The 12,423-nt window shown below is 64.1% G+C and carries 11 protein-coding genes and 2 tRNA genes; 9 read left to right on the top strand and 4 right to left on the bottom strand.

The annotated features are described in order from the left end of the window. Positions 1–48: 48 nt before the first annotated feature. The 3 genes from O3297_RS02365 (at position 49) to O3297_RS02355 (ending at position 863) form a co-directional block, all read left to right on the top strand. A tRNA-Met gene (locus O3297_RS02365) sits at positions 49–125 on the top strand. Between the two features lie 89 nt (positions 126–214). After that, on the top strand, positions 215–724 hold the full coding sequence (locus O3297_RS02360) for a hypothetical protein (protein WP_305047637.1): 510 nt from the start codon (positions 215–217) through the stop codon (positions 722–724). Positions 725–786: 62 nt separating this feature from the next. Further along, positions 787–863 (top strand) — tRNA-Met (locus O3297_RS02355). A 70-nt stretch (positions 864–933) separates the two neighbouring features. On the opposite strand, the gene O3297_RS02350 is transcribed toward O3297_RS02355, so the two are convergent. Beyond that, the gene (locus O3297_RS02350) at positions 934–1,500 is read right to left on the bottom strand and encodes a hypothetical protein (protein ID WP_070280460.1); all 567 of its coding nucleotides are present in this window, start codon (positions 1,498–1,500) and stop codon (positions 934–936) included. A gap of 325 nt (positions 1,501–1,825) precedes the next feature. On the opposite strand from O3297_RS02350, the gene O3297_RS02345 reads away from it, so the two are divergent. From O3297_RS02345 to dbpA, 6 genes are all read left to right on the top strand, one after another. Continuing rightward, positions 1,826–2,344 (top strand): sigma-70 family RNA polymerase sigma factor, encoded by a 519-nt coding sequence (locus O3297_RS02345; protein ID WP_305047636.1) that lies wholly within the window; start codon positions 1,826–1,828, stop codon positions 2,342–2,344. Between the two features lies 1 nt (position 2,345). Then, on the top strand, positions 2,346–3,356 hold the full coding sequence (locus tag O3297_RS02340; protein WP_305047635.1) for a FecR domain-containing protein: 1,011 nt from the start codon (positions 2,346–2,348) through the stop codon (positions 3,354–3,356). Positions 3,357–3,455: 99 nt separating this feature from the next. Then, positions 3,456–5,960: a TonB-dependent receptor gene (locus O3297_RS02335; protein ID WP_305047634.1), complete on the top strand. Its 2,505-nt coding sequence runs from the start codon at positions 3,456–3,458 to the stop codon at positions 5,958–5,960. A gap of 116 nt (positions 5,961–6,076) precedes the next feature. After that, positions 6,077–7,741 (top strand): acid phosphatase, encoded by a 1,665-nt coding sequence (locus tag O3297_RS02330; RefSeq protein WP_070253446.1) that lies wholly within the window; start codon positions 6,077–6,079, stop codon positions 7,739–7,741. Positions 7,742–7,958: 217 nt separating this feature from the next. Further along, on the top strand, positions 7,959–8,195 hold the full coding sequence (locus tag O3297_RS02325) for a hypothetical protein (protein ID WP_034778081.1): 237 nt from the start codon (positions 7,959–7,961) through the stop codon (positions 8,193–8,195). A gap of 111 nt (positions 8,196–8,306) precedes the next feature. Beyond that, on the top strand, positions 8,307–9,734 hold the full coding sequence (dbpA, locus tag O3297_RS02320; RefSeq protein ID WP_305047633.1) for an ATP-dependent RNA helicase DbpA: 1,428 nt from the start codon (positions 8,307–8,309) through the stop codon (positions 9,732–9,734). Here the strand turns inward: dbpA and O3297_RS02315 are convergent. Genes O3297_RS02315 through cysS form a run of 3 tightly spaced genes read right to left on the bottom strand, consistent with a single transcriptional unit; the run spans position 9,721 to position 12,244 of the window. Next, entirely contained in the window at positions 9,721–10,263 is a 543-nt protein-coding gene (locus O3297_RS02315; RefSeq protein ID WP_305047632.1) for a hypothetical protein, read from the bottom strand. The genes dbpA and O3297_RS02315 overlap by 14 nt on opposite strands. Then, positions 10,256–10,825: a hypothetical protein gene (locus O3297_RS02310; protein WP_305047631.1), complete on the bottom strand. Its 570-nt coding sequence runs from the start codon at positions 10,823–10,825 to the stop codon at positions 10,256–10,258. Before O3297_RS02310 ends, O3297_RS02315 begins: the two co-directional genes overlap by 8 nt. 42 nt (positions 10,826–10,867) lie before the next feature. Beyond that, the gene (gene cysS / locus O3297_RS02305; RefSeq protein WP_305047630.1) at positions 10,868–12,244 is read right to left on the bottom strand and encodes a cysteine--tRNA ligase; all 1,377 of its coding nucleotides are present in this window, start codon (positions 12,242–12,244) and stop codon (positions 10,868–10,870) included. Positions 12,245–12,423: the final 179 nt, after the last annotated feature.

Below are 12,423 nucleotides of genomic sequence, written 5' to 3'. Positions count from 1 at the left end.
CTGAAACCCGGCCATTGCGCATTGCAGCAAACCCCGCTATAATTCGCCTGCGGGGTGGAGCAGTCTGGCAGCTCGTCGGGCTCATAACCCGAAGGTCACAGGTTCAAATCCTGTCCCCGCAACCAATATATGAAAGCCGCTGATTCTTGCAAAGGGATCAGCGGCTTTTTCATTCTCGCCCATTTTGTACAATCATGTTAAATTGAAACTTTAAATGTACAAGGGCCACGCCTTGAAAGCCTGCCGCACTGCCACCCTGCTTGCCGTCCTGTGCTTTTCCGCCACGGCACAAGCCCAATCCCAGGCGCAGCGGGATACCGAATATCTGCAAGAGTTCGTCGTTCCTTTGGCCAAGCTACAACTTGAGAAGCAAGGCCATTTCCTCCCGCTCGGCGCGGCCCTGAAGCAGACCGACAAATTCGTCCTCATGCCCGCAAGCACAGCTGCGATGTCGCTACTGCCGGCCGACATCATCAAGCTGATACAGGAAGCCCTGGTGCAAGGCGCCGTCGACGGCGAATACAAGACAACCGCCCTCGTGTATGACGCCACCGTCCCCCTGCCCTCGTCCGGCAAACAATCAGATGCCATAGCCGTAGCGCTCGACCATCGCGATGGCTATTCAATCATCACCTTTCTGCCATACGAACTGCGCGGCAAGGAAGTCCATATGGGCACGCCGTTTACACGCCAGGGAACGGCCACGATTTTCAAGCAACAGTAAGCGATGCGGCAGGCCTGACAAAGATCATTCCCGCAATGCAGCAAACTCGTATATAATTCGCATGCGGGGTGGAGCAGTCTGGCAGCTCGTCGGGCTCATAACCCGAAGGTCACAGGTTCAAATCCTGTCCCCGCAACCAATACATAAAAACCGCTGACTCCTGCAAGGGATGCAGCGGTTTTTTCATTCATGCCTGCCCTGTCCCGCCTTTACGCGGTGACGCTGGCCCTGATCTGCCTGGCCGCCGCGTGCAGGCTGGCCGCCACTCGTTCCAGCTTGTCGGCTCCCGCCGTTTCGGCCAGGGCGGCAAACGCGCTGATATGAAACGTGGCCACCATTGCCGGCGACACTTCGAGCTCCAGCGCCGTCTTGCTCAGTTCCGTCGACGCCTCGAGGTAAGGCTCGCTGCCCGCCTCGAAAGCCTGCTTCGTTTCCAGCAACTCCTGGCCGCCCTCCGCCTTGGCCAGGCAAGCATCGACCTTTTGCTGGAAGGCCGGCAAGGTATCGCGCACGGGGCCAGCATCCGGCGCCGCTTCCGGTTCCGGCTCCGCGGGTGCAGGCGCAGCTGCGGCCGGCTTGTCCGCCGCCGGCATGTCGCGCAAAGTCAGCCAGCGCTCGACGGCGAGGAAATCGGCGAACGGCTCGGCCACCTTCGGATTCATCAGCCAGACCTCGCCCGTGCGCCAGTCGATCCTGGCGCCGCGCTCGTTTCTCGCCAACAGAATATCCTTGCCGCCATCGGCATTCGACACCCGGCCGATGTCGAGCCAGTTCATCAACTCCGCCTGGCGCGACATCGCGTTGACCCGGTGAAAGTAGGCCAACCATAAGAATCTGGCGACCAAGAGAACCAGGGCACCGCCAACCATCCACATCATTTTTCGCTCCGCTCCGCACCACATCGACAGCCCGCATTTTCTCACATGAAAGCTTGCGCCAAGGAAACTTTTACATCTGCCGTGCGGCAGCGCAAATCCGCCGCCGCGCGCGGTCCGGACACGCAGTCGCATTTCAGCAACGCCGCGTTTTGCTGATTGCCGGGTGCGCGCCGCTACGCTATTATGAGAACAATTCTCATTTAGATTAAACCAAACTGTACGCATGCTGTCCGCCCCTTCCCCGCCATCCGATTTCCAGGCCCTGTATGCCGAGCACCACTCCTGGCTGCTGCACTGGCTGAAACGCCGCCTGCACGATGCGGGGCTGGCGGGCGACCTGGCGCAGGATACCTTCATCAAGATCTTCGTTGCGCGCAGCAGCGCCGGGATCGCGCAGCCGCGCCCTTTCCTGGCCACCATCGCCAAGCGCCTGCTGGCCAATCACTGCCGGCGCGAAGAGCTCGAACGGGCCTACCTCGACGCACTGCTGCACCAGCCGCAAGCCTGCACGCCTTCGCCGGAAGCGATGTCCATCCTGCTCGAATCGCTGCAACGGGTCGACCGCGCGCTGGACCAGCTCTCCGCCAAGGCCAGGGCCGCCTTCCTGCTGGCCCACCTGGACGGCATGACCTATGCCGAGATCGCCGCCGAACTGGGCACCACCACGCATTCCGTCAAAAAATACCTGAGCAAGGCCAATCTGCTGTGCTTTTTTGCCGTGCCCGATTTTGCCGCGTCCTGACATGCGCGGCGCCACCGTCTACGCACAGGGCCAGCCCATCGACCTGGCGATCGCCATGCAGGCGGCCGAATGGCTGGCCACCCTGATGAGCGGCGCAACCACGCCGGCGGAAAAAACGGCCTGGCAGCAGTGGCGCCAGGCGCATCCCGACCATGAGCGGGCGTGGAAACACATCGAAAGCGTCAGCGGCGGCTTGCGCGAACTCGATGCGCAGGCCAGCCGCAAGGCGCTGACACAGCGCTCCCGCCTCGCCTCGCCGATCTCGCGCCGCAACAGCCTGCAACTGCTGGCGTGGGTATCGGCCATCGGCCTTACGGGCTGGTTCGGCGCGCGCTCGGAATATGCACCCGACATGGCCCGCGCCGCGCTGGCCGACCTGTCCACGGGCGTGGGTGAGCGCCGCGAGCTGACCCTGCCCGACGGCAGCCGTTTGCACCTGAACAGCGGCAGCGCCGTGAATATCCGCTTTAGCGGCACGCAGCGCCTGCTGCAACTGGTGCAGGGCGAAGTCTTCATCGCCACCGCCCGCGAAACGGGCATGCCCTATCGCCCCTTCCTCGTCGAAACCGCGCATGGCCGGGCACAGGCGCTGGGCACGCGCTACTCGGTGCGCCAGGCCGGCGGCAGCACTCTGGTGTCTGTCGAGGAAGGCGCCGTCCGGCTGATGCCGCGCCATGGCGATGGCAATCTGCTCATCCGTGCAGGCCAGGGCGGCGGCATGACGGCGCGGCAGCTCTTGCCCGCGCACGCCGTCTCGCCCGACATCTGGGCCTGGCGCCAGGGCTTGCTGCTGGCCGACGCCATGCCGCTGCGCGACTTCCTGCATGAACTGAGCCGCTACCGCCACGGCTTGCTGGGCTGCGACGATGCCGTCGCCGGCCTGCGCATTTCCGGCGTCTTCCCGCTGGCCGACCTGGACGCCGTGCTGCTGTCGCTGCCCGACTCCCTGCCCGTCGATATCCGCCTGCGCACGCGCTACTGGGTGCAGGTCGAGGCGCGCCAGCAGCGTTGAATATTTATTTTGACGCCAACGAAAAAAAGTACCCGCTTTCGATTCTCGCGTGACCTGTGTAGGCAACGTTCTTTTTGACGACTACACCACAAGGTAACCATGTCTCCTGCCATTCATTCCAAGCCGCGCATCAAGCGCATGGCGTATGCCATCCAACTCGTCTTCATCGGTTCGGCCCTGCTGCTGAACACCCGGGCGCCAGCCATGGCGCAGGAAAGCGCGGCAGCGCCAGCGGCCAGCCAGAACATCCAGGATTTCCAGGTACCGGCCGGCGACCTGGCGGCGGCGCTGCGCCAGGTCGCCAGCCAGTCCAGGGTCATCCTCAGTTTTACGCCGGAACAGACGCGCGGCAAGACGTCCGCAGGCTTGAGCGGCCGCCACGACGTGCTGGCCGCCCTGAACGGCGTGCTGCGCGGCACGGGCCTGAAGGCCGAGCGCAGCGCCAACGGCAGCTTTGTCCTGCGTCCGGCCGATGCCGCGGCGGGCGGCGAAGCGCTGTCGATGATGCCGGAAGTGTCAGTCAAGGCGCAGCAGGACGCCACCGAAGGCTCGGGCGCGTATGTCTCCCCCCTGCCGATCGCCACGGCCACGCCACTGGGCCTGTCGATCCGGGAAACGCCGCAGTCGGTCAGCGTCATCACGCAGCAGCGCATGCAGGACCAGGGCCTGAACACCATCGCGCAAGTCATGGCGCAAACGCCGGGCATCACCCTGTTCTCGCTGGGCAGCGAACGCTCCGGCTTTACTTCGCGCGGCTATGCGATTACCAACTACCAGCTCGATGGCGTCAGCACGCATTCGGAAAACCTGGGCCTCAATGCGATACCGTCGCAAAGCCTGGCCGACATGGCGCTGTACGACCGCATCGAAGTACTGCGCGGCGCCTCGGGCCTGATGACGGGCGCGGGCGACGCCTCGGGCGCCATCAACATGGTGCGCAAGAAGCCAACGGCGCAATTCCAGGCGTCCGTCGAGGGCGAGCTGGGTTCCTACGATGAACGGCGCGCCATGGCCGACATCGCGGGTCCGCTGAACGAGGCACGCACCGTGCGCGGCCGCCTGGTGACACTGTACGAGGAAGGCGACGGCATCATCGACGGCTACAGCCGCGACAAGAAAGTGGTGTATGGCGTGATCGAAGCGGACCTGTCCGCCGATACGAAGCTGACGGCCGGCATCACGCACCAGCGCAAGCGCTCGAACGGATCCTTGTCCTACCTGGGCTTCCCCCTGTTCTACAGCAATGGCGCGATGACCAAGCTGCCCCGCTCCTTCAGCCCGGCGGCCAAGTCGAATCGCTTCGGCACCAATTCGACCGACCTCTTCGCCACCCTGGAACACGCGCTGGCAAACGACTGGAAGCTGAAAATCTCGGCCAACCGCGTACAGTCTTCGCAGGAAGAGCGCTCCGTGTTCATGAACGTGAGTACCGCCTTTGCAGACCAGGCCACGGGCGATGGCCTGCGCATGAGCGCCGACTACCGCGACTACCAGTTGCAGGTCAACAGCGTGGACGTCAATGTGCGCGGACCGTTCAACGCGTTCGGCCGCCAGCACGAACTGGTGCTGGGCATGGACTACAACGAATTCCAAAGCACGACGGATGGCCGCCGCGACAAGGACATCCAGGGCGCGCCCGTCAACCTGTACCGCTGGAATCGCATGGCAACGCCCGTGTTTGGCAATACCTTCGTCACCTATGACAGCACGCGCCGCCAGGCCAGCGCCTACGCGGCCAGCCGCCTCAGCCTCTCCGAGCGCCTGAAACTGATCGCCGGCGCAAAAGTACTGCGCTACAACGAAAATTACATCTCGGACGCGCCTGAGGCGCAATTTTTCAGCGCATCCCCGGCATCGGACAGCAGCGTCTTCACGCCATACGGCGGCCTGGTATACGACATCGACGCCACGCACAGCGCCTACGCCAGCTACTCCACCATCTACCAGCCGCAAGCCTCGCAAGACCGCTACGGCAAGCTGCTGGCGCCGCGCGAAGGCAAGACCTATGAAGCGGGCGTCAAGAGCGGCTGGTTCGATGGCCGCCTGAACACGTCCGCCGCGCTGTATCTGATCCGCCAGAAAAACCTGGCTGAAACGGACCCGGGCCACACCCTGCCCGGCTCCAACGATCCGGCGTTCCGCACCATCAAGGGCGCAGATACCAAGGGCATCGACCTGGAAGCGACGGGCGCCCTCACGCCAAACTGGAATGTGGCGGCGTCCTGGTCGTACAGCCAGACGGAAAATGCGGAGGGCAAGGCGATCCAGACCACCTTCCCGCGCCACCTGGTGAAACTGTGGACCACGTACCGCCTGCCCGGCGAGCTGAATCGCCTGACCATCGGCGGCGGCATGAACTGGCAAAGCCGCGTGTATTCCGACATCGACGCGTGGCAGATCAACAGTACCCTGCACTGGGAACAGAAGGCGTACTCGGTGGCCAGCCTGATGGCGCGCTACGACGTCAGCGACAAGCTCTCTGCCACCGTGAACGTGGCCAACCTGTTCGACAAGCAGTACACCGCTTCCGTGTCGGACTGGTGGTACTCGGGCATGTATGGCCCGGCGCGCAAGGTGTCGCTGAAGGTGCGTTATCAGTTCTAAGAGCGGCTGAATAGTTCACAGGGGCGCGGAGCCGGTGATACAATTTTCCCGCTTCACGGGCGTTGCCGGCGATTGCCGCCAACGCCCGTGCCCATAGAGACACCCAAGGAGAATGTGTGAAGGACCTCGCCCCCGCCCTGCCAGCCGATCCGGCCGACCAACCCGCCAATCCCTCGCGCCGGCGCATTTTCCAGGCTGCTTCCGCAGTCGGCCTGGCCGCCAGCCTGCCGGCATTGGCCGACGCCGCGCCAGCCAGAAAGACCATCGCCAAAGGTTCGCTCGACGCGAAACTCAAGGCGCACGTCAAGAACGTGGTCGTGATCTACCTGGAAAACCGCAGCTTCAACAACCTGTTCGCCAACTTCCCCGGCACCAGCGCCCCCCTGTCCGCCGTCACGGCCGAACAGGCGCAGCAGCTGGACCGCGACGGCAAGCCGCTGGCTACCCTGCCGAAAATCTGGGGCGGCCTGGTGCCGAACCAGCAAAATATCGGCGGCATCGATTACCTGATCAAGGAAGACCAGATTTCCGGCCTGCCGAACGCCCCCTACAAATTGAGCGACGCGGCCGGCAAGCCCCTGCCCGAGAGCATTATCACGCGCGACCTCGTACACCGCTTCTATAACAACCAGATGCAGATCAACGGCGGCAAGAACGACGGCTTTGCCGCGTGGGCCGATAGCGGCGGTTTGGTGATGGGCCATTACGGCGAAACGTCGAAAAACCTGAACCTGTGGCAGATCGCCGAACAGTACACACTGTGCGACAACTTCTTCATGGCGGCCTTCGGCGGCTCCTACATGAACCACCAGTTCCTCGTCACGGGCCGGGCCAACGAATACTTCAACGCGGCCGAGACGGCGGCAAAGAAAAAGATCGCCGTGCTGTCCGACGGCCCGCAAGGCGTGCGTCTGGCGATCTCGCCCGACTGCCCCGCCTCCGCGCTCGATGGCAAGCCGAAATACGTCAACGACGGCGCCCTCACGCCGGACGGCTATGCCGTCAACACCATGGCGCCGCCATACCAGCCCAGCTATATCCGCCCCGCCTTCGACGGCGACCCGCTGCACGCCGATCCGGCCGACGCGAATACCCTGCCGCCGCAAACCTACGACACCATCGGCGACCTGCTGTCGCGCAAGGGCGTCAGCTGGGCCTGGTATGGCGGCGGCTGGCAAGCGGCGCTCGACCACAAGGGCGGCGGCAGCAAGCCGAATTTCCAGTTCCACCACCAGCCGCTGAACTACTTCAAGCAGTTCGCACCCGGCACCGCCGCGCGCGCCGAGCACCTGCGCGACGGCGGCACGGGCGACAGCCCGATCTCGAACAAATTCCTCGCCGCCGCCGTGGCGGGCAAGCTGCCGGCCGTGACCTTCTACAAGCCGCAGGGTAACCTGAACCTGCACGCGGGCTATTCGGACATCGAGTCGGGCGACCAGCACGTGGCCAACGTCATCCAGCATCTGAAGGAGTCGCCGCAGTGGAAAGACATGATCGTGGTGATCACGTTCGATGAAAACGGCGGCTGGTGGGATCACGTGGCGCCGCCGAAAGGCGACCGCTGGGGTCCTGGCACGCGTATTCCCGCCATCGTCGTCTCGCCATACGCGAAGAAAGGCGCCGTCGACCACAGTTTCTACGACACCACGTCGATCCTGCGCCTGATCACGCGCCTGCACGACTTGCCGCTGCTCGAAGGCCTGAAAGTGCGCAATGACGCCTTTGCGTCACGCGGCGCGCTGCCGCCAGGCGACTTGACGGGCGCCCTGAGCTTCCGCTGACAGGACAACAGCGCATCCCACAATGCGGCACGCCTGTGATACACTGCGTGCCGCACTTTAATCCACAGGTCTGCTTTTCCTGCCGATGATATTCACAATGAGCCCGACTCCTGTAGCCGGGCTTTTGTTTTGTGGATGAAGTTAAAGCGTATGGACATAGGCGGACAGCATGCTGCCCGCCCCTTGGCCTTCGCAGGCCAGGGACAGAGGTTATCAAATGAGAGATAAAAAAGACAACGCCACCATCGACTTGCCCGGTTTCGGCCCGCCGCCAGCGCACGATGCGCCAGAGCCGGCGCCGGAGCCACAGCGCCGCGCCCGCCCGCGCAAGGTGGCGCTGAAGCAAGTGCAGCTCGAATTGCTGGAGCCGACCGACGCCACGGGCCTGCCCGTGTGGACGCGCGACGCCGGCCTGGATCTCACCGGCTTGCCCATCTGGGCGCCCGACAATTAATACCACACGCGGGCGGCCGTTTGCCGCCAGCTTCCACACCACCATCCGCACAAGGGCGTAGAACGCCTGTAGACTGTGCCCATCCACCCGCTTTTTACCGGCTCCGCCCCTATGAACACCACCACTGACACCACCACTTCCTTTGCCAGCCTGCCGCTGACGCCCGCATTCCTGGCCAACCTGGACTCGCTCGGCTACCACGAGATGACCACCATCCAGGCGCAAAGCCTGCCGGCGGTGCTCGACGGCCGCGATCTGATCGCCCAGGCCAAGACGGGCAGCGGCAAGACCGCCGCCTTCGGCATCGGCATCCTGCACAAGCTCAATCCGGCCTGGTTTGCCGTGCAGGGACTGGTGCTGTGCCCCACGCGCGAACTGGCCGACCAGGTGGCCAATGAGCTGCGCCGCCTGGCCCGCGCGGCTGGCAACATCAAGATCCTGACCCTGACGGGCGGCGCGCCGATGCGTCCGCAAATCGCTTCGCTGGAACACGGCGCCCATATCGTCGTCGGCACGCCGGGCCGTCTGCGCGACCATCTGGGCCGCGGCACCATCAACCTGAATCACGTGCAGACCCTCGTGCTCGATGAAGCGGACCGCATGACGGACATGGGCTTTTACGAGGAAATCGCCGGCATCGTCAGCGCCTGCCCGGTGCGCCGCCAGACCCTGCTGTTCTCGGCCACGTATCCGGAAGACATCCGCCGCGCCACGGCCTCGTTCCTCGTCAATCCGCTGGAAGTGACGGTCGAGGCGCAGCACGACAACGACAAGATCGAGCAGCGCTTCTATGAAATCGGCTTCGACGAGCGCAATGGCGCCGTCGGCAAGCTGTTGAAACACTTCAAGCCGGAATCGACCCTGGCCTTCTGCAACACCAAGGTGCATTGCCGCGAACTGGCCGAAGAACTGCGCCAGCAAGGCTTTTCCGCGCTGGCACTGTACGGCGAGCTGGAACAGTGCGAGCGCGATGAAATCCTGGTGCTGTTCGCCAACCGCAGCTGCTCCGTGCTGGTCGCCACCGACGTGGCTGCGCGCGGCCTCGATATTTCCGACCTGGGCGCCGTGATCAACGTCGACGTCTCGAAAGACACGGAAGTGCACATCCACCGCATCGGCCGCACTGGCCGCGGCAGCAAGAAGGGCCTGGCCCTGTCGCTGTGCGCGCCGAACGAGAAAAAATGGGTCAAGCTGATCGAGCAGTACCAGAACAGCGCCGCCGAATGGCACGACCTGAAGGAACTGGCCGAGGATGACGGGATGGAGGCGCTGCCGGCGCCGATGGTCACCCTGTGCATCATGGGCGGCAAGAAGGACAAGCTGCGCCCGGGCGACTTGCTGGGCGCGCTGACGGGCGACGCTGGCCTCACCAAGGAACAGGTGGGCAAGATCAACGTGTTCGAGTTCATGACCTACGTGGCGCTGGACCGCAAGGTGGCAGAAGCGGCCTTCAAGCGCCTGAACGCGGGCAATACCCTGGGCCGCGACTTCGGCAACATCAAGGGCCGCAGCTTCAAGATGCGCTTTATCGAGGCGTAAGCTGCTGCAATGCACGCAGGGACGCCATGGCCCTGCGTCCCGGATAGTCTTTCCACACGGGGTAGCGCCTGCGGTAGTAGCAGTTCCAGTAGCTGACGGCGCGCCGCTCCAGGGTGGCCACATACGCGGGATTTTCCCGCAGGTAGCGCGCCAGCGCCTGCGCATTCCAGGCCGGCAGCAGCGCGCCAATTGCCTCGACGATCTCCAGCACGTATTCGCCGCACAGGTGCACGACGAACGGCACCGTCCACGCCCGCTCCTGCTGCAACAGCTGTTTTAAACACGCTTCGCGCAGATGGCCATCGTGGTGGCGCGTGCCCAGGCACAGGGCGATCACGCCCGCGTCGCCGGGCAGCCGGGTACAGGCCAGCAATCGCTGGCGCTCGTAATACGTGCGCGTCGGGATCAGCAAGGCCTCGCCATCCTGGCATACGGCAAATGGCGGGTGTGCCCGGCTGCTCCCCAGCGCAGGCAATAGCCGCGCCACAGTACCGGCCAGCGCCGCCGGAAAGGCATCCGCTTCAGCCATCGCTCCCCTCCCTGCACACCTTGCGCACGCCCAGCGCCGGCTTGTCCATCTTTTCAAAGATCACATTCGAGTACCATGCGGCAGGATCGCCTTCGGTGGGCTTGCCCAGCGAGATATAAAAACCGTCATGTGTGAACAGGGCCGTGGTTTCCTTGCCTGGCCTTGCGGTCTTCAAAAAGGCCGGCCAGGCCGCCTTGTCGACAGGCGCAAACCGCGCGGCCAGCAGCGCCAGCAAACGCGCATGTGAGGCCGGCGCATACGGGAACAGATACAGGTACTCGACCAGTTCGCCGCCATCGCCCAGGCGCGTGACGGCGGATGTCGCCGCATCCACTTCCCCGCCAAAACTGCACAGCACTCCGCCGCTGTAGGCGAAATCGATGACGGTCGCCGGCGCGCACGCCTGCCGTTCGCGGTCGATAGCGGCGGGCGGCAGCGCGCGCACTTGCGCCAGCAGCGCCTCGCTCGATGTAGCCAGCGCGGGAAAACCGGGGCACTCGCTGGACGCCTGCGCGGACGAAAAGAAAAGACAGCAACTCAATAACAGCAAACGACGCTTCACGGCATCTCCAGTTTCATCAGGCGGCCATTATGCAGGACATCTTCACAAAGGCCGCGCCTGTTGCCCCTGCGGCGTATCGTCGATGTCATAACCGGCCGCGCGCGCCAGGTCGCGCAAGCGGTCCGCCTCGGCCCACTGGCGCTGCGCGCGGGCGATGGCCCGTTCCGCCATCCACGCCTGCACCTGCTGCGGCACTGCCACCTGCGCCGGCTGCCAGGCCAGCAGATCGAGCCCCAGGGCCGCATCGAAGCGGGCCATGGTGGCCTTTTTGACGGCGTCCGGCAGCCCGCTTTTCAGCAGCTCCCAGGCCACGGCCAGCGCGCGCGGGTAGTTCAGGTCATCGTTGACGCAGCTCATGAAACGCTCATGCCATGCAGGATCGGCCTCGCCTTCCGCAGCACCCAGGCCATGCACGGCCACGCGCAGGCGCGCCAGGCCGCTGGCGGCGGCGCGCAGCGCATCGTCCGTGAAATTGAGGCTGCTGCGGTAATGGGCGCCCAGGCACAGGTAGCGGTAGGCCAGCGGATCGACGCCCTGCTCCACCAGGCTTTGCAAACGCAAGAAGTCGCCCGAGGATTTCGACATCTTCGCATCCTGGGTCTTGAGGAACGCGCCATGCAGCCAGAAATTGGCCAGGCGCGTGCCGTGGCGCGCTTCCGTTTGCGCGATCTCGTTGCTGTGGTGGACGGCCACGTGGTCTTCGCCGCCGCAATGGATGTCGAAATACGCGCCCAGGTGTTTTTCCGCCATGGCCGAGCACTCGATATGCCAGCCGGGGAAACCCAAGCCCCAGGGGCTGTCCCACTCCATCTGCCGCTGGCCCGGCACGCCGCTGAACTTCCACAGCGCGAAATCGCAGATGTCGCGCTTCTCGCCCAGGTCCACCCTCTTCCCCGCCTGCAGGCCGTCGCGGTTCAGGCGCGCCAGTTTTCCATAGCTGTCCTGGCGCGTCGTGTCGAAATAGATGCCGTCGTCCGTGCGATAGGTATAGCCCTTCGCTTCCAGGTCGAGGATGAATGCGATCTGCTCCGCGATGTGGTCCGTGGCGCGGCACCAGACGGTGGGCGGCAGGATATTCAGCGCGCGCAGATCGCCCTCGAACGCGTGGGTGAATTCGGCGGCGATATCCCAGGCCGACTTGCCGCTGCGGGCGCTGCGCGCCTCGATCTTGTCGTCGCCGCTGTCCGCATCCGACGTCAAATGGCCCACGTCAGTGATATTCATCACGTGGCGCACCTGCAAGCCGTTGAATTCAAGCGCGCGGCGCAAGCCGTCGACGAACAGATAGGTGCGCAGGTTGCCGATGTGCGCGTAATCGTAGACGGTGGGGCCGCAGGCGTACAGGCCGGCATGGCCAGGAACGATGGTCTCGAAGGGCCGCAGGCTGCGGCTATACGTGTCGTACAAATGAAGTGTCATGCGGGACTTTCATGCGCGTTGCGGAAAAAGAAAATGGCCACAGGTTTTTCAACACTGTGGCCATCGGAATGAGGAGTAAAAAGTTTAACGGCGCCGGGCCGCATCCTCGCGAAGCCAGGTACACGGACACAGCGCAGCGGCGGCGCGGTATGCAAGGACTGGATGGAGGATGAAAGAGT

The organism is Janthinobacterium sp. SUN128 (assembly GCF_030587275.1).
GTDB lineage: Bacteria > Pseudomonadota > Gammaproteobacteria > Burkholderiales > Burkholderiaceae_D > Janthinobacterium > Janthinobacterium lividum.
This window is presented reverse-complemented; position numbering and strand designations above follow the sequence as displayed.